This is a genomic window from Kitasatospora sp. NPDC001225, assembly GCF_053597855.1.
In genome coordinates this window covers 21,467-40,186 of the sequence record NZ_JBSFJC010000063.1, presented here as the reverse complement: position 1 = coordinate 40,186, position 18,720 = coordinate 21,467, and the positions used below count along the sequence as shown (strand labels likewise).

Genomic DNA, 18,720 nt, shown 5'->3' with positions numbered 1-18,720 from the left:
GCGGCGCCCCGGACGGCCCTCCTCGCCGCACGGCGGCGGCGCCGGCGCTCGACGCGATGATGTGACGGTCCGTCATATCAGCTCCCCAGCATGCCGACCAGGATCGGTCCGGTGAGCGGGAGCAGGAAGTTGGAGATGGTGTAGGTGATCGTGTAGCCCAGCATCGGGATGCTGCTCTGCGCGACGTTGGTGACGGCGGTGATCGCCGGGGTGCTGCACTGCTGGCCGGCGATGGCGCCGACCAGGATCGGCGGCTCGATCCTCAGCAGCTTGCGGCCGACGAACAGCGAGAGCACGGCCGGGACGGTGACCATGAGGATGCCGGACAGCGGCAGCAGCACCGGGTGGTCCTTGAGCAGCGCCGCCGCGTCCGGGCCCGCGGCCAGGCCGGTGACCGCGATGAAGACGGAGAGCCCGAGGTCCTTGGCGGTCTGCGCGGCGACCGGCGGATAGGCCCCGAAGGTGGGCCGCTGGGCCCGGAGCCAGCCGAAGACCAGACCGGAGACCAGGCAGCCGCCGCCGGTGCCGAGCGAGAGCGCGGCGTTCCCGGCGTGCACGGTGACCAGGCCGATCAGCACGCCGACGCAGATGCCGAGGCTGATGTAGATGTAGTCGATGGCGTCCTTGCGGATGCCGACGCCGGCCTTGGCGGCGAACCGGTCGACGGCCGAACGGGCGCCGGTGACGGTCACGGTGTCGCCGCGGTGCAGCTCGGTGTCGGCGATCGCGGGCAGGTGCTGGTCGACCCGCTGGATGTCGGTCAGGTAGATCCCGGAGGTCGTGGACGGCTGCTCCTCGGCCAGCTCCCCCGCCGTCCGGCCGACGAAGTCCCGGTTGGTGAGGACGATGTCGCGGACCACCAGCGGGCTGTCCAGGCCGGGCACGCCGGAGGTCTCCGGGCCCAGTTCGTGGCCGGTGTCGATGACCGCCTCGCGGCGGCCGACCAGCAGCACGAGGTCGCCGCGGCGCAGCCGGAAGTCCCGGTCGGGGTGGAGGGTGCGGCCGTCCCGCCGGACGCCCTCGACGGTGACCAGGCCGGGCTGGACCTCCTCGACCCGGGCGATGGCCGAGCCCTCGCCCTGGGAGACCAGGTAGGTACGGCCGACCAGCGGGGGCAGTGCGGGCTGCTCGTCGGCGGCCGGCGCGCCCTTGCCGCCGCGCAGCCCCTCCCACAGTTCCCGGGAGGCTTCGGGCAGCTTGATCCGCATGACCAGCGGGAAGATCTGGCTGGTCAGCAGCACGATGGAGACCAGTCCGAAGAGGTAGCAGACCGAGTAGGCGGCGGCCACGTGGTTCTGCAGCTGGGCGGACTGGTCGGCGCTGATGCCGGAGAGGTTGGCGATCGCCTCCTGGGCGGTGCCGACCACGGCCGACTCGGTGGCCGCCCCGGCCAGGATGCCGGCCGCGGTGCCGACGTCCAGGTCGAAGGCCTTGCCGATGCCGTAGGCCATCCCGACGACCAGCACCGCCTCCATGACGCAGAGCACCGCGAAGCGCAGGCCCTTGGCGTTGAGGTTGGCGAAGAACTGGGGGCCCGCGATGTAGCCGAGCGAGAAGATGAACAGCGCGAAGGCGACGTTCTTGACATCGGCGTTGACGCTGACGTGCCGGCTGCCGATCAGCATGGCGACGATCAACGTGCCGCAGATTCCGCCGAGTCGGATCGGCCCGACGCGCAGTTTGCCGAGCAGGTAGCCGAGCGCCAGGCAGACGAACAGCGCGAGGACGGGGTTCTCCCGCAGCAGGCTCACGGCAGCCGCCCCCGCCGCGGTGCGGGGACGCCGAACGGGGGACGGACCAGCACTAATCTGATCATGGGAATGATTACACCGCAAAGCGGACAATCCGGCACGGCCGACGCGCATCCGAACGGCATCGGCGGACGACCCCGCCGGACGGGCTCACCGGACGGGCCCGCCGAGCGGACGCGCCGAACGGCCCCGTCGGAGGCTGTCCCGACGGGGCCGTTCGACCGGGGGCCGAGGCCGGCTCAGACCCGCAGGGCCGCCAGCTGCTCGGCGAACGGCACCACCTGGTCGGGCAGCGCCGGCGCCGCCGGGGCCCGCCCGGCCAGCAGGGCCGCCAGCTCGCCGGCCGCCCGGTCGATCCGGCGCGGCAGGCCGTCGGTGAGCCCGTCCCCCGCCGCGCCCCAGTCGTCGGTGGCCGCGTAGACGGCCGTCGGCAGCACCACCGCGCGCAGGTAGCTGAACAGCGGGCGGACGGCGTGCTCCAGGGCGAGCGAGTGCCGGGGCGTGCCGCCGGTGGCGGCGATCAGCACCGGCTTGCCGGTGAGCGCGTCGTTGTCGACCACGTCGAAGAAGGACTTGAACAGGCCGCTGTACGAGGCCGTGAAGATCGGTGTCACCGCGATCAGGGCGTCCGCCTCCGTGACCGCCTCGATCGCCGCGCGCAGCCCGGCGCCGGGGAAGCCGGTGACGAGGTTGTTGGCGATCTCCACCGCCAGGTCCCGCAGTTCGACCACGGTGACCTCCGCCTCCCGCCCCTCCAGGGCGAGTCGGCGCACCGTCGAGTCGGCGAGCCGGTCGGCCAGCAGCCGGGTCGAGGACGGCTTGCTCAGCCCGGCACTCACCACCACCAGCTTGAACGCGGTCACTTGGCCACCTCCACGGCGTTCTCGTCCTTCTCGTCCTTGGCCGCGACCAGCGCGGCATGGGTCGGCCCGTCCGGCACCCCGGCCGGGCGGCCCTTGGCGAACTCCTCGCGCAGCACCGGCACGACCTCCTCGCCGAGCAGGTCCAGCTGCTCCAGCACCGTCTTCAGCGGCAGGCCGGCGTGGTCCATCAGGAACAGCTGGCGCTGGTAGTCGCCGAAGGACTCGCGGAAGGTCAGGGTCTTCTCGATGACCTCCTGCGGGCTGCCCACGGTCAGCGGGGTCTGCTCGGTGAACTCCTCCAGCGAGGGCCCGTGCCCGTACACCGGCGCGTTGTCGAAGTACGGACGGAACTCGCGCACCGCGTCCTGGGAGTTCTTCCGCATGAACGCCTGTCCGCCGAGGCCGACGACCGCCTGCTCGGGCGTGCCGTGGCCGTAGTGGGCGAAGCGCTCGCGGTAGAGGTTGATCAGCTTCTTGAAGTGCTCCTTGGGCCAGAAGATGTTGTTCGCGAAGAAGCCGTCACCGTAGTAGGCGGCCTGCTCGGCGATCTCGGGGCTGCGGATCGAGCCGTGCCAGACGAACGGCGGGACGTCGTCCAGCGGGCGCGGGGTGGAGGTGAAGCCCTGGAGCGGGGTGCGGAAGCGGCCCTGCCAGTCGACGACCTCCTCGCGCCACAGCTGGTGCAGCAGCGCGTAGTTCTCGATCGCGAGCGGGATGCCCTGGCGGATGTCCTGGCCGAACCACGGGTAGACCGGGCCGGTGTTGCCGCGGCCCATCATGACGTCCACCCGGCCCTCGGCCAGGTGCTGGAGCATCGCGAAGTCCTCGGCGATCTTCACCGGGTCGTTGGTGGTGATCAGCGTGGTCGACGTGGAGAGGATGATGCGGTCGGTCTGCGCGGCGATGTAGCCGAGCATGGTCGTCGGCGAGGACGGGACGAACGGCGGGTTGTGGTGCTCGCCGGTCGCGAAGACGTCCAGGCCGACCTCCTCGGCCTTGCGGGCGATGGCGATCATCGCCTTGATCCGCTCGTGCTCGGTCGGGGTGCGGCCGGTGGTCGGGTCGGTCGTCACGTCGCCGACGGAGAAGATTCCGAACTGCATGCTGATCACCACATCCCAGGTAGTCCAACTTTCAACCACCTTAGCATCCGGGTGGGGCCCGTTATTCCCCCTCGTCGCCTCCCGTTCCCTGCGACGACAATGGAAGGCGCGGGTGGGCAAGGGACGGCGCGGGCGGCCAGGGAAGGCTCCGGAAGGGCGGCGGACGATGGGTCCGTACATCGCGGTGAGCGCGCTGAGCCACGAGGGCCTGGTGCGGGAGCACAACGAGGACAGCCTCACGGTCGGGCCGTGGACGCTCTGCGCCACCGTGACCACCAACCCGCAGACCCTGCTCTTCCCGCTCGGCCCGCCCTGCGTGATCGCGGTCGCCGACGGCCTGGGCGGCCACCCCGGCGGCGAGGTGGCCAGCGCCCTGGTCGCCCGCCGGCTCGCCGCCGACGGGGGCGCGCTGGACGGCGAGGAGGCCGTCCGCGAGGAGCTCCTGGCCTGCAACCGGGCCGTCTACGCGGCCGCCGCCGAGGAGCCGGAGCTCGCCGCGATGGGCACCACCGTCGCCGGGCTGGTGCTGCTGCCCGAGTGGGCGCTGGCCTTCAACGTCGGCGACAGCCGGGTCTACCGGATCACCGGGGACGGGCTGCGCCGGGTGAGCGTGGACGACAGCCCGCCGCTGCCGCCCGGACGGCGCACCACCTCGGTGGTCACCCAGACCCTGGGCGGCTCGCTCGGACTCACCTTCGTCGAGCCGCACGTCCGGGCCGTGCCGCTGGCCGCCGGGGACCGGTACCTGGTGTGCAGCGACGGCCTGACCGACCCGGTGCCCGAGGAGGAGCTGGCCGGGCTGCTGGAGCGGTCGTTCGAGGGGGCGGACCGCTCGGACGGCAGGGCGGCGTTCGAGCTGTGGAAGGCGGCGATCGAGGCCGGCGGGCCGGACAACATCACCCTGGCGCTGGTGCGGGTCGGCGCGTAGGGCGCCCGTACGGAACGGACCCGCCCCGGGCGGGGCGCCGTAGCGCTCCGCCCGGGGCGGTCACCTGTCCGTTCGCCGTACTCGGCTCACATTTCGCTCGTGACGCTCACCCCGCTGAAGCCCTGCTGGGCGTAGAGACTGAAGAAGATGTAGCCGCCGGCCGGCGGGTCCGTGACGGTCAGCGTCTCGGAGTTGTCCGGGCCGGTCGACCGCGCGGTGTTCGTGTCGGTGTAGGCCCAGCTCGTCGGGTTGTAGTAGAGGTCGCCGTTGCCGGTGCCGCCGCTGGTGGTGATCTTCACCTGCTTGGTGCCGGCCGGCACCAGGAGGTAGAAGTGCGCGTAGTTGCCCGTGGTGGCCGCGACGTTGCTGCGGGTGCAGTTGGCCGCCAGCAGCCGGGTGTCGGTGCCGGTGCACTCGGGCAGCGGGGTGCCCGGCGTGGTGGGCGGGTTGCCGCTGCCGTCGGTGGCGCAGCCGCCGGACGCGCACTTGGTCAGCCAGCTGTCGAAGTCGGCGTCGTAGCGGGTGCCGATGGTGGTCTTCAGGATGGTGCGGGCACCGTCCCAGTCACCGGTGCGGTACTTGGCGAGGACCGCGTCCAGGTCGGAGCGGTGCTGCTCCAGCATGTAGCGCACGGCCAGGTAGCCCCAGCGGTAGACCCGGTCCTGGTCGCCGTAGCCGGTGTCGAAGAGGTCGCTCAGCTTGTAGGTGTGGCGGGCGGCCGCCGCGATGGCGCCGTCGTTGTTCACCTTGCGGTACGAGTAGGAGACGTACTCCGCGAAGCCCTCGACCCACCAGACGGTCGGGGTCTTCATGCCGGCCTCGAAGTCGCCGTACATGTCGAACCGGCCGTCGAGGTAGTGGGTGTACTCGTGGTTGAGGTTCCAGATCTCGAAGGACGGACGGGCCCACTCGGCCTCGTAGCAGAGGAAGCGCGGCTGGTTGTCGGCCTTGGTCGGGTCGCCCTCCAGGTACATGCCGCCGTTGTTGGTGTCGATGCCGTAGATCGCGGCGGCGAGCACCTGGTAGTCGAGCGAGGAGTGGAAGGCCACGACCTCGATCGTCTTGTTGTTGTCGTCCTTGACCGGGCCGCTGTCCTTGGCCACCGAGTGGAAGTACTCGTCCTGGCCGTTGAGGCTGGTGCAGGCGGTGTTCAGCTGGGTGGCGTCCAGCGCCTGGGCGAGCAGCGTGATGCTCGGGCTGCAGGTGTGCTTCACGGTCAGCACGCCGGCCTTGAGCTGGGCGGACTTGTCACAGGTGCCGTAGAAGGAGCAGTTGCCCTGGTCGTAGTAGTCGACCGCCTCCGCGACCGCGGCCCACTGGTAGACGGTGCGGCCCTTCGGCTCCGACTTCTCGACCAGCGTCTTGGCCAGCGGACGGACCTTGGCCTGGAGGGCGGTGTCCTTCAGGAAGCGGGTCAGCTCCTTGGTCGCGTTGTAGACCAGCACGCCGAAGCTGTCGCCGAGCAGGGCGTTGTTGCGGGTCGCGAAGTCGGACAGCGCGTCCAGCACGCTCGGGTCCGCCTCGACGGCCGCGTCGAAGCCGGGCACCTGGTGGCCGCGGAACAGCACGGTGAACACCGGGTTGACCGCCCAGGCCATGCCGGCCGGGTTCCAGGTGTCGGCCTTGTAGTCGCCCAGCAGCCGCTTGACCACCGGCAGGAAGCGGACGTTCTCCTGCGCGCTGTCGATCAGGGTGACGGCCTCGCCCAGGATGGGCGCGTTGCCCGAGGCGACGTCGCGCGAGTGGGCGCTGTTGAAGAAGGCGTCCAGCCCGGACTGGATCGCGGTCTTGAGGCCGGCGCCGTACTCGCCGACGTCCTCCTTGTGGTACCACTGCACGAAGTAGCCGGCGCGCAGGTAGAGCACCAGCTGCTCGACCGAAGTGCTGTTGTCACCGGGGTAGTTGGCCGAAGCATCGCGCAGCGCGTAGGCCACCGTGTTCATCTGCTCCTCGCGGAACGCGCCGCGCGCGTCGCCGCCGGTGAGCTGGAACAGGCTGTTGATGCAGTTGATGTCCGCGCTCTTGATGTGCTGGACCAGGTCGCTGCCGGTCCGGCCGCTGAAGTCGCCGACGGTACAGGCCTGTTCGGCCGCCGCGCCGAGGCTGAGGGCCTTGGCGGTCGGCCGGACCTCGGCCGGCCGGGTGTCGACCGGGAGCGGGGCGCGCTGGTCGACCGAGGCCAACTGCTGCCCGCTGTCGGCTCGTTCGGCTGCGCCGGTGGCGGGCTGCGGGGCCGGCCCGGTGGGGACGGGCGCGGGCGAGCCGCCGGGGGTGGGGGTGGCGGGGGCGGCCTGGGACTGCGGGGCGAACAGGCCGACCGCCAGGAACAGGGACAGGACGAGCGTCAGCAATCGTGCCAGCTGCGGGAGTCGCAGCAGACGTGAAGGACTCACGTGGGGGCCTCCGGGCCGTCGTCGGCCGCGATTTGGGGCGCGGCCGGTGGGGGGTGTCGAGGACCGTTGGTGACGGCGCCGCGTGGGGAGCGGTTCCGTCGGGCACGGTGGGGGGTGTGACATGTACCATGGCACATCTCACATGGCCTTGGGAACCCGGGGCGTTGTGCGCAGTTTGCGGGGAATTCACGGAGGGATCGTGGTGACGGTCCGTCAACAGACCCGCCCCGGACGGGGCGCCGTAGCGCTCCGCCCGGGGCGGTCACCTGTCTGGGGTCAGCCGGGGTCGGCTCACATCTCGCTCGTGACACTCACCCCGCTGAAGCCCTGCTGGGCGTAGAGGCTGAAGAAGACGTAGCCACCGACCGGCGGGTTGGTGACGGTCAGCGTCTCCGCGTTGTCCGGACCCGCCGAGCGCGTGACGTACGCGTTGGTGTAGGCCCAGCTCGTCGGGTTGTAGTAGAGGTCGCCGTTGCCGGTGCCGCCCTTGCTGGTGACCTTGATCTGCTTGGTGCCGGCCGGCACCAGGAGGTAGAAGTGCGCGTAGTTGCCGGTGGTCGCCGCGACGTTGCCGCGCACGCAGTTGGCCGAAAGCAGCCGGACGTCGTTGCCCGCGCACTCCGGCAGCTGCGGCTGGCCCGGCGTGTCGGTGGCGCAGGCGCCGGCGGCGCACTTGGTCAGCCAGCTGTCGAAGTCGGCGTCGTAGCGGGTGCCGATGGTGGTCTTCAGGATGGCGCGGGCGCCGTTCCAGTCACCGGCGCGGTACTTGGCGAGGACCGCGTCCAGGTCCGAGCGGTGCTGCTCCAGCATGTAGCGCACGGCCAGGTAGCCCCAGCGGTAGACCCGGTCCTGGCTGCTGGTGGCGTAGACGGTGTCGAACAGCTCGCTCAGCCGGTAGGCGTGCTGCGAAGCGACCGCGATGGCACCGTCGTTGACGACCTTGCGGTACGAGTAGGAGACGTACTCCGCGAAGCCCTCGACCCACCAGTCGATCGGCTGGACCTGGCCGGCGTCGTAGTCGCCGTACACGTTGAACCGGCCGTCGAGGTAGTGGGTGTACTCGTGGTTGAGGTTCCAGATCTCGAAGGACGGACGGGCCCACTCGGCCTCGTAGCAGAGGAAGCGCGGCTGGTTGCCGACCGCCGCCGGGTCGCCCTCCAGGTACATGCCGCCGTTGTTGGTGTTGATGTCGTAGATGACCGCGGCGAGCACCTGGTAGTCGAGCGAGGAGTGGAAGGCCACGACCTCGATCGTCTTGTTGTTGTCGTCCTTGACCGGGCCGTTGTCCTTGGCCACCGCGTGGAAGAACGCGTCCTGGCCGTTCAGGCTGGTGCAGGCGGTGTTCAGCTGGGCGGCGTCCAGCGCCTGGGCCAGGATGACGATGCTCGGGCTGCAGCTGTGCTTCACCGTCAGGTTGGCGGCCTTGAACTTCGCCGGGTCGTCACAGGTGCCGTAGTACGAGCAGTTGCCCTTGTCCCACCAGTTCACCGCGAGCGTCACCGAGCCGCGTTGGTACATCGTGGGGCCGGTCGGGGCGGACTGCTGGGCCAGGGCCCGCGCGTAGGGGCGCAGCCGGGGCAGCAGGTCCGGGTACTGCATGAAGCGGGTCAGCTCGTTGGTCGCCTCGTAGACCGTCCGCCCGTAGGTGCCGCCGTGCAGGCCCTGGTTGCGGGAGATGAAGGTGAACAGGGCGTCCAGCACGCTCGGGTCGGCCTTGACGGCGGGGAGGAAGTCGGCCTCCCAGTGGCCGGCGAACAGCGCGGTGAGCGCCGGGGTCACCGCGTAGACCATGCCGTTCGGGTTCCAGGTGGCGCTGTCGTAGTCGGACAGCAGGCGCTTGACGACGGGCAGGTAGCGGGCGCTGTCCTTGATGCTGTCGATCAGCGTGGCCGCGCGGGCCAGCGGGCTCGCGTTGTCCGCGGTGACGTCCCGCGAGCGGGGGTTGGCGAAGAACGCGTCCAGCGCGGCGCGGGAGGCGTCCTTCAGGCCGCTGCCGTAGGGGCCCACCACGTCGGGGTTGTAGAACTGCGTGAAGTAGCCGGCCTGCAGGTAGAGCATCAGCTCCGCGATCGAGCCGCTGTCGTTGCCCTGGTAGCCGTTGGCGGCGTCGCGCACCGCGTTCGCCACGGTGACCATCTGCGACTCGCGGAAGGCGTTGGCGGCGTCGCCGCGGCCGATCTTGAACAGCGAGTTGACGCACTGGAGGTCGACGGACTTGATCTGCTGGACCAGCGCGCTGCCGGTCCGGCTGGTGAAGTCGCCGACGTTGCAGGGCCGGGCGGCGGCCGCGTCCAGGCCGAAGGCCTTGGCCTGCGGCTGCCCGGCCGTCGGCAGGCCGGTGAGCGGGGCCGTCGGCGCCTGGGGCACCAGGTCCTCGGGGCTGAGGCGCTTGCGGCCGTCCGGCTTCGCCGGGGTGGTGTCGGCGCGGCTCTCGCCGATCGCGGGCGGCGGCGCCAGGTGGGCGGGCGCCGTGCCGGCGGGCGTACCGGCGGGGGTGCCGCCGGGGGTGGTTCCGCCGGGGGTGGGGCCGGCGGGGGCGGCCTGGCTGAGCGGGGCGAACAGGCCGACCGTCAGGAACAGGGACAGGACGAGCGTCAACAGTCGTGCCAACCGCGGGACTCGCAGTAAGCGTTGGCCATTCACGTGGGGGCCTCCGGGCCGTCATCGGCCGCGATTTGGGGCGCGGCCTACGGGGGAGCGAGGACCGTCCGCGACGGGACCCGTGGGGCGGGTCCGTCGTGGAAACAGTGGGGATGTGCCATGTAATATTGCACACATCACACATCATTGTGAAGGCCTTTACCCAAGCCCTACCCATCCGGAAAAGCGGAAGGGCATGGCGACGTCGTCGTCGCCATGCCCTTCGGGCCCGCGGATCGGTGGAACCGACTACCGCCGGATTCCGGCTACTTGCGGAGCAGCAGGATCACGCCCGCCGTCACCAGGCCGACCACGACGGCGGCCGCGCCGTACGCCAGGCGGTGCGCCCGCAGCACCGGCAGGAAGCGGTCCACGGCGTAGCGGCCGGGGCCGGTCAGGGCGAGCGCGGCGGCACCGGCGGTCAGCAGCAGCTCGTACTCGCTGCCCTTCGGGGCGAAGAAGCCGCCGCCCCAGGTGACGGCTATCGCGTTGACCATCGTGCCGACGATCGCGGCGCCCGCCAGCGGGGTCAGCAGGCCGACGGCGAGGGCGAGTCCGCCCAGCGTCTCGGTGAGACCGGCCACCACGGCCATGGCGTTGCCGGCCGGGTAGCCGCTCATGGTGAAGAACTGACCGGTGCCGTCGATCCCGCCGCCGCCGAACCAGCCGAACAGCTTCTGGCTGCCGTGCGCGGCCATGGTCAGGCCGAGGGCCAGGCGCAGGAGCAGGAGTCCGGCGTCATAGGCGTGCGGGGAGGTCGTCGCGGACCCGGCGGTGTCCCGGGTCGGGCTGACGGTGGTGGTGGCGGCGGTCGTGCTCGGGCTGCTGCTCGGCATGCGCGTCTCCATCGATCGGGGTTCGGTCGTCGTCCGGCGCGGCCGGACACGGTCAAGGGTTGTGGTGGTGCGGCAGGCAGGGATCGTCACCCGGCGCCATTGTTCAAATTTGAACCGCCGCTTCACCGACCGTACCCCGAAGTTCGAATTTGAACAACTGACGGGCCGTCGGCGACTCGCGGGCCCCGCCCCGGCCGGAGAGGGTGGAGACATGGCCCACCACAGGCAACACCGACGGGAGCCCCGGACCGGCACCCCGTACCCCGAGGCGCTGGACGCCTTCGGCGAGCGCGTCCGACTGATCACCCCCGAACAGTGGGACTCCCCCACCCCGTGCAGCGACTGGTCCGTCCGCGACCTCGTCAACCACCTCACCGGCGAACAGCTCTGGGTGCCCGAGCTGCTGATGGGCGCCACCGTCGGCGAGGTCGGCGAGCGCTTCGACGGCGACGTGCTCGGCGACGACCCCGTCACCGCCTGGACCGACGCCGCCGCGGCCGCCCGGGAGGCCTGGGCCGTCCCCGGCGCCACCGAGCTGACCGTCCACCTCTCCTTCGGGGACACCTCGGGGCAGTACTACCTGGACCAGCTCACCACCGACCTGGTGATCCACTCCTGGGACCTCGCCGAGGGCATCGGACGGCACACCCGGCTCCCCGACGGGCTCGTCGGGTTCGCGCTCGGCGAGTTCGCCGGGTACGGGGACCTCTCCGGCAGCGGGCTCTTCGACCCGCCGCTGCCGGTGCCCGAGGACGCCGACCCGCAGACCCGGCTGCTCGCCCTCACCGGGCGGCGGGACGGGGGGTGAGCGGGACCGACGGAGGGTAAGCGGGCGCGACGGGGGGGGTGAGCGGCGCGTGCCTCCGGGCGGGCGGCCCGGCGCCGGATACTGGAAGACAGCGGGGGAAGTCTTCCGTGCGAGAGGCGGGCGGGCCATGAGCCGCAGGCCTGACATCCTCGGCGAGTTCACCGCCGACCACCGGGCGGTCACCGAACTGCTCGACCGGATCGAGGCCGCACCGGCCGGCGACCCCGGACGCGGCGAGCTGGTGGCCCGGCTGACCGACCTCCTCTTCACCCACTGCGCCGCCGAGGAGGAACACCTCTTCCCGGTGGTCCAGCACGACGTGCCCGACGGCGGGGCCCTGGTCTTCCGCAGCATCCACGACCACCTGGCGATCGGGCAGTACCTCGCCGACCTCCAGGGGCTCGGACCGGCCGAACCGGCCTTCGACACCCTGCTGCGCGGCCTCGCCGAAACCCTGCGGCGGCACCTGCGCGGGGAGGAGGAGCAGCTGTTCCCGGCCGCCCGCAAGGCCCTGCCCGCGGCCGCCCGCACCGCGCTGGGCGACCGGCTGCGGGCGGAGCGGGCCGAACTGGACGCCCCGGACTGATCAGCGCTCCCGCCGGCCCGTCCCTCCGAGCCCGCTCATTCCTTCAGGCCGGATCATTCCTCCGGGCCGGATCAATGCTTCGGGCTGATCACCGCGAACCGGGCGCCCTCGCGGTCCCGCAGCCGGGCCACCCGCCCGTACGGGGAGTCGAAGGCCGGCCCGAGCGCCCCGCCGCCCAGCTCCGCGGCCCGGGCCACCGCCCGGTCCGTGTCCGGGACGGCGAAGGACACCTCCCAGTGCGGCGGCATCCCGGCCGGGCCGCCGGCCTGCTCCTTGGCCAGCGCCGCGACACTGTGCCCCTCGGCGCGCAGCACCACCCGGTCGTGCTCCCAGCGGACGTCGAAGCGCTCCGGGTCGCGGCCGTCCCAGCGGAACACCTCACCGTAGAACAGCGCCGCCGCGAACGGGTCCGGGGTGCGCAGCTCGATCCAGACCGGCGCCCCGGGCAGGTCCAGCTTCCGGGCCCGGCCCAGCGGGCCCTCCCAGATGCCGAACACCGCGCCCGCCGGGTCCGCCGCGAAGGCCACCCGTCCGGCGTCGAAGGCCAGCGGGCCGACCGCCAGGGTCGCGCCGCGCTCCCGCACCGCGTCGGCGGCGGCGTCGGCGCTCTCCGTCCCGAAGTAGCTGGTCCACGCGAGCGGAACCGCCCCGACACCGGCGACGCCCAGCCCGGCCACCGCCTCCCCGCCGGTCACCGCGTGCACGTACGGGCCGAAGCGGTCCGGCCCGGGCTCGAACTCCCAGCCGAGCAGCGGGCCGTAGAACGTCTTCGCGTCCTCCAGGTCCGGGGCCATCAGGCTCACCCAGCACGGCACGGCCGCCACACAGCGCACCCGGGCGACCGTCTCACCGCTGCCCATCGCGAACCTCCTCCGCCCACCCGGCCGCCGGGCCCCTCCCGACTCCCACGGCCCACCGGCCGCCCGGGACGCCCACAGCCTAGGGCGCCACCCTCACCGCCCCGGGGAAGCCATGCCCGGGATCAGCGCACCCAGTTCTTGAGGGGCTCGGTGTCCAGGGAGATGCCCACCGGGTCGGGGAGGCGGACGGCCTTGCCGAACGGCAGGGTGTGAACGGTCTCGTAGCGGACGCCGTCGGGCTGACTGTGGACGATGATCTCCGCGGAGTCCCGGTCGATCAGCAGGTAGACGGGGATGCCGGCCTCGGCGTAGGCGCGGGGCTTCTCGACCCGGGCGCGCCGATCGGCGTCGACGTCCGCATCGGTCACTTCGACCACCATCAGCACGCGATCCGCATCGACCCACTCCCCCTGCCCGACGAAGGCCTCGGCGGGGGCCAGAGTCCCATCGGGATGGACCCGTCCGCCGTCGGTTCCCCGCATCCTCAGGCCATGGCTGTGCAGCCACAGCTCCGGCCGCGCCTGGAAGCAGCTCCGCACCAGCCACTCGATCACACAGCCGTGGTTGCCGCCCGACCTCGGTTTCACTCCCAGTCGCCCGCCGAGGAACTCCAACTGGAGGCCCTCGAGCGCCCGGAAAGCCAGGCGCGCGAGTTCCTCGAACTCTTCGGGCCGCATCTGCGATCGGCGCGGTGCGTCAGGAGCCGTGCACATACCGCGACCGTAGCGCCGGGGTGTGACATCCCTACCCGCGAGCAGGGGGGTTATGTGACGCAGGTCACATGGCGAGGGGAAATTCCGGGGACGGATTCCCCGTTTCCGAGTACGTTGGAAGAAGCGGGGAGATTTTCCCCGGTATCCTGATGAGGAGCAGTCGTCGTGACCACCACCGCCGAGTCGGTCCGTCCCGCGGGGAGCGCACGTACGCCGAAGTTGCGTGCGGACGCGAGCCGGAACCGGGAGCGGATCGTGCTGGCGGCCCGGGAGGCGTTCGTCGAGTACGGTGCGGACGCGCCGCTGGACGAGATCGCGAAGCGGGCGGGGGTCGGCAATGCCACGCTGTACCGGAACTTCCCGGACCGGGTGGCGCTGATCCGCGAGGTGGCGGTGCTCGTCAAGAACCGCATCCTGGCCCTCGCCGAGACGGCGACGGCAGAGGCGGACGCCCCTGACGGCAGTGGGCCGTTCGACGCCCTCCAGCGGTTCGCGCACGCGTCCGTCGGGGAGAAGGTCGGCGGTCTGTGCACCCTGTTCAGCAACCATGTCGACCTGTACGACCCGGAGTTGACCGAGATCCGGGAGCGCCTGCAGGCCGCCGTGGGCGGGCTGATGGAGCGCGCCCGGGCCGCGGGCGAGCTGCGGTCGGACGTCGACCACGGTGACCTGTTCATCGCGATGAGCCAGCTGACCCGGCCACTGCCGAACACCGCCTGCCGACTGCTCGACGACTTCGTCCACCGGCACCTGCAGATCTTCCTGGACGGCCTGCGCGCACCGGCTCCTTCGGTGCTGCCCGGCCGGGCCGCGACCTTCGAGGACTTCCAGCCCCAGAACTGACCGACCCACCAGTACCGACCCCCTGCCTGTAGGGGCCCGACCAGTACCTGCCGTCCGGGCGCGCGCCGCCGTGCCCCGGCGCGCCCTGCCACCGCACCCTCCCGGTGCGGCGACCCGCCGTGCCCGCAGCACGGCACCCGACCGTTCACGCACACCACACGCACCGTGAAGTGAGTACCCCCATGTCTCGAACCGACGCCGCCCGACCGGCGACGCTGCCCGATCCCCGGCGCTGGAAGGCGCTGATATTCATCGGCCTCGCCCAGCTGATGGTCGTCCTCGACGCGACCATCGTGAACATCGCCCTGCCGTCCGCACAGCGGGACCTGGGCATCTCCGACGGCAACCGCCAGTGGGTGATCACCGCCTACGCGCTGGCCTTCGGCGGGCTGCTGCTGTTCGGCGGCCGGATCGCGGACCTCTGGGGCCGCAAGCGGACGTTCATCGTCGGCCTGACCGGCTTCGCCCTGGCCTCCGCGCTCGGCGGCGCCGCGGCCAACACCGCGATGCTGCTGGGCGCCCGCGCACTCCAGGGCGTGTTCGGCGCGCTGCTCGCGCCGGCCGCGCTGTCGCTGCTCGCGGTGACCTTCACCGAGGCCAAGGAGCGCGCCAAGGCCTTCGGCATCTACGGTGCGATCGCCGGTGGCGGTGGCGCCATCGGTCTGATCCTCGGCGGCCTGCTCACCGAGTACATGAACTGGCGCTGGACCTTCTTCGTCAACATCCCGTTCGCCATCGTGGCCGCCGTCGGCGCCGTGATGGTGATCCGCGAGCCCGCCGAGGGCCGCAACCGCAACCGGCTGGACGTCCCCGGCGTTCTGCTGGTGACCACCGGCCTGGTCTCGCTGGTCTACGGCTTCACCCGCGCCGAGTCGGACGGCTGGTCGTCCGGCACCACCATCGGCCTGTTCGTCGCGGCCGCCGTGCTGCTGGCCGCCTTCGTGCTGGTGGAGCTCCGGGTCAAGGCCCCGCTGCTGCCGCTGCGCGTGGTGCTCGACCGCAACCGCGGCGGGGTGTACCTGTCGCTGGGCATGGCCGTGATCGGCATGTTCGGTCTGTTCCTCTTCCTGACCTACTACCTGCAGATCGTGCTCGGCTACAGCCCGGTGCTGACCGGCGTGGCCTTCCTGCCGATGGTGGCGGGCATGATCACCGGCTCGACCCAGATCGGCGCCCGGCTGATGACCCGGGTCCCGGCCCGCTACCTGATGGCGCCCGGCTTCCTGGTCGCCTCGGCCGGCATGTTCCTGCTGACCCACATCAGCCTGGACACCTCCTACCCGGCGCTGATCCTGCCGGGCCTGGTCCTGATGGGCCTCGGCATGGGCACCGCGTTCATGCCGGCCATGAGCCTCGCCACGCACGGCGTCCAGCCGCGCGACGCGGGTGTGGCCTCGGCGATGGTCAACACCTCGCAGCAGGTCGGCGGCGCCATCGGCACCGCGCTGCTGAACACCATCGCGGCCAGCGCGACCACCGGCTGGCTGGCCTCGCACGCCACCGCCGCGGCCGCCGCCTCGCCGGAGGCCGCCAAGGTGCTGCAGTTCCAGGGCATGGTGCACGGCTTCTCGACCGCGATCTGGGTGTCCTTCGGGATCCTGGTGGCGGCCGGCGTGGTCGCCTTCACCTTCATCAACGCCGGCCGGCCGGGTGCCTCGACGGGCTCGGACGCGGGCTCGGCCGCCGAGAACGACGTGCCGGTGCTGGTGCACTGACGCGCAGGGGTTGCTCGGGTGCGTACGCGGCCCGTCCGGTGTCCTCCACGACACCGGGCGGGCCGCTCGCCGTTTCCGCCCGGGACACCCCGGGACGATCCGACCCCGGACGGTCCCGGACGGTCCGGCCTCGGACGCCCCCGTACGGTCCGGCCCGCGGAATCCGGCCCACCGGATACGCCCGCGAGTTCCTCACATCCCGGCCCCAGGGCGACCTTGTTCCACGGTCAACCTGTCGCCTAAGGTGAGCGAAGCGCTTCGTTCCGTGTGCACCCTTGAACCTTCCTGCACACTCCTGGCCACGACCCTCCGGCCTGCGCTTTTTACTTTCTTGACACGCGCATGACACACAGTGTTTCGCGATACCCGCTCGACAGTGTTCTCCTCGCTCCCGAAGCCAGAGAAGAGCCCCGCCATGTCGCCATCGCACACGTACGACCGGTACCGCCTGCCACGGTTCCACTGTCCCGGCGCCGGAACCGCGCCGCGTACGCCCAGACGATCGCCCCGGAACGCGCACCGGACCTGAAGCGGCCGGAACGCGCGCGAACCGCGCCCACACGATCCGACCGACCGAGAAATCACTCCGGACGTGAAGAATGACCGACCGCCTGGACTTCAGCCTCACGCAGTTGCGCTATTTCGTGGAATCGGCCGAACTCGGAAACATCTCGGAAGCGGCCGAGAAGCTCAGAGCCTCGCAATCGACCGTCTCCTCGGCCATCATGCGGCTGGAACGCCAACTCGGCGTGCAGCTGCTGCTGCGCCACCACGCCCGCGGGGTCACCCTCACCCCGAACGGGCGGGACCTGCTCCTCGGCGCCCGCGCGCTGCTGGGACAGGCCAGGAGCCTCCAGGAGCAGGGGGACGCGCTGGCCGGCGGCATCGAAGGCCGGCTCGGCGTCGGGTTCCTCACCCCGGTCGCCCCGTTCCTGCTCCCCCAGACCCATCGGATCACCGCGGAACGCCACGCGGGCCTGCGGCTGACCACCCGGGAGGAACCGGCCGACCGGCTGCTGGCCCTGCTCCGGGACGGGCAGTGCGAACTGGCCGTCACCTACGACTTCCTGAGCGGCGGCTCCCGGTTCGTCCCGCTGGCCGAGCTGCCCATGCGGGCGCTCGTCGCGGACGAGGACCCGTGCGGCCGGGCCGACCCCGTCCGCCTGGCCGAGCTCGCCGAGCGGCCGTTCGTCGCCCTCGACGACCCGCCGCTGCTGCTCCACTTCGAGAAGTTCTTCGCCGACGTCGGCGTCCCGCTGCCACCGGTGGTCACCGCCACCGGGCCGGAGACCGTCCGCGGCCTGGTGGCCGCCGGGTGCGGGTTCGCCCTCGTCCACCAGCGCGCCCACCGGGCCACGACGCTGGACGGCGGCCGGATCCGCTCGGTCGAACTCGCCGGGGACGCGCCGACCGCGTCGCTCGGCGTGGCCGCCGCCCCCGGCCTCGCCCTCGACCGGCGCGGCCGCGCGGTCCTGAACGTGCTCAGGTCGGTCGTCCCGACCTGCCGTCTGTGAGACCGGGCGCGCGCCCCCTTCTCGCCACACCCCCTCATCCCCGCGACACCCGTCGGAGGAATGCCGTGTTCGCCATGCTCTTCGCCGGCCAGGGCAGCCAGCACAAGGGAATGGGCGCCGAGGTCCTCGAACGCTACCCAGGACTGGTCGGATTCGCCTCCGACCTGCTGGGGTACGACCTCGCCACCCTGTGCACCAAGGACCCGGACGGCCTGCTCGGCCGGACCGAGTACACCCAGCCGGCGATCTTCGTCGTCAACGCCCTGCACGGTTTCGAGCGCACCCACCGGGAGGACCGCCCGGCGGACGTCTACCTGGGGCACAGCCTCGGCGAGTACAACGCCCTGCTGGCCGCCGGGGTGTTCGACTTCGAGACCGGGCTCCGGCTGGTCGCCAAGCGCGGCGAGCTCATGGCCGCGGCCTCCGACGGGGGCATGGCCGCCGTCCTGGACACCCCCGAGGAACGGCTGCTGGAGCTCCTCGCCGACCACGGGATCGACGGCGTCGACATCGCCGGCCTGAACACCCCGTCACAACTCGTCATCGCGGCCACTCCCCCCGTGCTGGCCGCCGCGGTCGAATGCCTCGAGGAGAACGGGATCCGGGTCGCCCGCCTGAGGGTGAGCGCGCCCTTCCACTCCCGCTACATGGAGCCGGCCCGCGTGCGCTTCGCGGAATTCCTCACCGGCTTCGCATTCGCCGCACCCCGCACCCCGGTCGTCTCCAATGTCACCGCCCGGCCGCACCGGCCGGAGGAGACCGCCCGGCTGCTGGCCGAACAGCTCGTCGCCCCGGTGCGCTGGACCGACTGCGTACGAAGTCTCCTCGACCGGGACGACGACGTGGAGTTCACCGAGATCGGGGGCACCTCCCTCACCCGCATGGTCGACAAAATCACGTCTGGAGCCTGAACGATGGAATCGACGACGGACACGATCCGGACGTACCTGGAGGAGCGCTTCCTCTTCGAGTTCGACGATGAGACCACCCCGGACACCGACCTGTTCAAGGCCGGGGTCATCGACTCCTTCGGCTACGTCAGGATGATGCGCTTCCTGGAGTCCGAGTTCTCGCTGGCCCTCGACGGCGACGAGATCCTCATGAACGTCCTCGTATCGCTCAACGCGATCGATGAATTCGTCCAGAAGAAGCTCGCCGGGGAATAGG

At 71.5% G+C, this 18,720-nt stretch carries 16 protein-coding genes; 8 read left to right on the top strand and 8 right to left on the bottom strand.

The genetic code is table 11. The features are described 5' to 3' along the window. Positions 1–77: 77 nt before the first annotated feature. The 3 genes from aspT to ACWDCZ_RS22065 all read right to left on the bottom strand — a co-directional run bounded on the left by aspT (position 78) and on the right by ACWDCZ_RS22065 (position 3,717). A complete protein-coding gene (gene aspT / locus ACWDCZ_RS22075) occupies positions 78–1,751 on the bottom strand; it encodes an aspartate-alanine antiporter (protein WP_449816739.1) in 1,674 nt (557 codons plus the stop codon). Between the two features lie 239 nt (positions 1,752–1,990). Further along, entirely contained in the window at positions 1,991–2,614 is a 624-nt protein-coding gene (locus tag ACWDCZ_RS22070; protein ID WP_074002300.1) for an FMN reductase, read from the bottom strand. Then, positions 2,611–3,717, bottom strand: coding sequence for an LLM class flavin-dependent oxidoreductase (locus tag ACWDCZ_RS22065; RefSeq protein WP_449816738.1), 1,107 nt, complete (start codon positions 3,715–3,717; stop codon positions 2,611–2,613). The genes ACWDCZ_RS22070 and ACWDCZ_RS22065 overlap by 4 nt, the downstream gene beginning before the upstream one ends. A gap of 166 nt (positions 3,718–3,883) precedes the next feature. Between ACWDCZ_RS22065 and ACWDCZ_RS22060 the strand changes: the two genes are divergently transcribed. Continuing rightward, positions 3,884–4,645: a PP2C family protein-serine/threonine phosphatase gene (locus ACWDCZ_RS22060; protein ID WP_380739782.1), complete on the top strand. Its 762-nt coding sequence runs from the start codon at positions 3,884–3,886 to the stop codon at positions 4,643–4,645. Between the two features lie 86 nt (positions 4,646–4,731). Here the strand turns inward: ACWDCZ_RS22060 and ACWDCZ_RS22055 are convergent, their stop codons facing one another. The 3 genes from ACWDCZ_RS22055 to ACWDCZ_RS22045 all read right to left on the bottom strand — a co-directional run bounded on the left by ACWDCZ_RS22055 (position 4,732) and on the right by ACWDCZ_RS22045 (position 10,514). Beyond that, positions 4,732–7,038 (bottom strand): collagenase, encoded by a 2,307-nt coding sequence (locus ACWDCZ_RS22055; RefSeq protein WP_449816737.1) that lies wholly within the window; start codon positions 7,036–7,038, stop codon positions 4,732–4,734. Between the two features lie 291 nt (positions 7,039–7,329). Next, positions 7,330–9,648, bottom strand: coding sequence for a M9 family metallopeptidase (locus tag ACWDCZ_RS22050; RefSeq protein ID WP_449816736.1), 2,319 nt, complete (start codon positions 9,646–9,648; stop codon positions 7,330–7,332). Positions 9,649–9,944: 296 nt separating this feature from the next. After that, entirely contained in the window at positions 9,945–10,514 is a 570-nt protein-coding gene (locus ACWDCZ_RS22045; protein WP_049651490.1) for a DoxX family protein, read from the bottom strand. A 211-nt stretch (positions 10,515–10,725) separates the two neighbouring features. Between ACWDCZ_RS22045 and ACWDCZ_RS22040 the strand changes: the two genes are divergently transcribed. Both ACWDCZ_RS22040 and ACWDCZ_RS22035 read left to right on the top strand, forming a co-directional pair. Then, positions 10,726–11,322: a TIGR03086 family metal-binding protein gene (locus tag ACWDCZ_RS22040; protein ID WP_449816735.1), complete on the top strand. Its 597-nt coding sequence runs from the start codon at positions 10,726–10,728 to the stop codon at positions 11,320–11,322. A 127-nt stretch (positions 11,323–11,449) separates the two neighbouring features. Beyond that, a complete protein-coding gene (locus tag ACWDCZ_RS22035) occupies positions 11,450–11,908 on the top strand; it encodes a hemerythrin domain-containing protein (protein ID WP_074002297.1) in 459 nt (152 codons plus the stop codon). Between the two features lie 71 nt (positions 11,909–11,979). On the opposite strand, the gene ACWDCZ_RS22030 is transcribed toward ACWDCZ_RS22035, so the two are convergent. Further along, positions 11,980–12,768, bottom strand: coding sequence for a VOC family protein (locus ACWDCZ_RS22030; RefSeq protein ID WP_049651487.1), 789 nt, complete (start codon positions 12,766–12,768; stop codon positions 11,980–11,982). 122 nt (positions 12,769–12,890) lie between these two features. Continuing rightward, positions 12,891–13,481, bottom strand: coding sequence for a Uma2 family endonuclease (locus ACWDCZ_RS22025; protein ID WP_049651486.1), 591 nt, complete (start codon positions 13,479–13,481; stop codon positions 12,891–12,893). A gap of 165 nt (positions 13,482–13,646) precedes the next feature. Between ACWDCZ_RS22025 and ACWDCZ_RS22020 the strand changes: the two genes are divergently transcribed. The 5 genes from ACWDCZ_RS22020 to ACWDCZ_RS22000 all read left to right on the top strand — a co-directional run bounded on the left by ACWDCZ_RS22020 (position 13,647) and on the right by ACWDCZ_RS22000 (position 18,719). Then, positions 13,647–14,324: a TetR/AcrR family transcriptional regulator gene (locus tag ACWDCZ_RS22020; protein ID WP_049651485.1), complete on the top strand. Its 678-nt coding sequence runs from the start codon at positions 13,647–13,649 to the stop codon at positions 14,322–14,324. A gap of 182 nt (positions 14,325–14,506) precedes the next feature. After that, positions 14,507–16,039 carry an MFS transporter gene (locus ACWDCZ_RS22015; RefSeq protein WP_049651484.1) on the top strand — a complete coding sequence of 511 codons (1,533 nt, stop codon included), beginning with the start codon at positions 14,507–14,509 and terminating at the stop codon, positions 16,037–16,039. 599 nt (positions 16,040–16,638) lie between these two features. After that, positions 16,639–17,553, top strand: coding sequence for a LysR family transcriptional regulator (locus tag ACWDCZ_RS22010; protein ID WP_416874947.1), 915 nt, complete (start codon positions 16,639–16,641; stop codon positions 17,551–17,553). A 74-nt stretch (positions 17,554–17,627) separates the two neighbouring features. Further along, positions 17,628–18,464 carry an ACP S-malonyltransferase gene (locus ACWDCZ_RS22005; protein WP_241852886.1) on the top strand — a complete coding sequence of 279 codons (837 nt, stop codon included), beginning with the start codon at positions 17,628–17,630 and terminating at the stop codon, positions 18,462–18,464. A 3-nt stretch (positions 18,465–18,467) separates the two neighbouring features. Continuing rightward, positions 18,468–18,719 carry an acyl carrier protein gene (locus ACWDCZ_RS22000; RefSeq protein ID WP_049651481.1) on the top strand — a complete coding sequence of 84 codons (252 nt, stop codon included), beginning with the start codon at positions 18,468–18,470 and terminating at the stop codon, positions 18,717–18,719. Position 18,720 lies beyond the last annotated feature (1 nt).

Bases quoted from the DNA above. Each gene is read 5' to 3' on its own strand.
- ACWDCZ_RS22065 (WP_449816738.1), bottom strand. From the start codon at position 3,717: ATGCAGTTCGGAATCTTCTCCGTCGGCGACGTGACGACCGACCCGACC.
- ACWDCZ_RS22060 (WP_380739782.1), top strand. From the start codon at position 3,884: ATGGGTCCGTACATCGCGGTGAGCGCGCTGAGCCACGAGGGCCTGGTG.
- ACWDCZ_RS22045 (WP_049651490.1), bottom strand. From the start codon at position 10,514: ATGCCGAGCAGCAGCCCGAGCACGACCGCCGCCACCACCACCGTCAGC.
- ACWDCZ_RS22040 (WP_449816735.1), top strand. From the start codon at position 10,726: ATGGCCCACCACAGGCAACACCGACGGGAGCCCCGGACCGGCACCCCG.
- ACWDCZ_RS22035 (WP_074002297.1), top strand. From the start codon at position 11,450: ATGAGCCGCAGGCCTGACATCCTCGGCGAGTTCACCGCCGACCACCGG.
- ACWDCZ_RS22030 (WP_049651487.1), bottom strand. From the start codon at position 12,768: ATGGGCAGCGGTGAGACGGTCGCCCGGGTGCGCTGTGTGGCGGCCGTG.
- ACWDCZ_RS22025 (WP_049651486.1), bottom strand. From the start codon at position 13,481: ATGTGCACGGCTCCTGACGCACCGCGCCGATCGCAGATGCGGCCCGAA.
- ACWDCZ_RS22015 (WP_049651484.1), top strand. From the start codon at position 14,507: ATGTCTCGAACCGACGCCGCCCGACCGGCGACGCTGCCCGATCCCCGG.
- ACWDCZ_RS22010 (WP_416874947.1), top strand. From the start codon at position 16,639: ATGACCGACCGCCTGGACTTCAGCCTCACGCAGTTGCGCTATTTCGTG.
- ACWDCZ_RS22005 (WP_241852886.1), top strand. From the start codon at position 17,628: ATGCTCTTCGCCGGCCAGGGCAGCCAGCACAAGGGAATGGGCGCCGAG.
- ACWDCZ_RS22000 (WP_049651481.1), top strand. From the start codon at position 18,468: ATGGAATCGACGACGGACACGATCCGGACGTACCTGGAGGAGCGCTTC.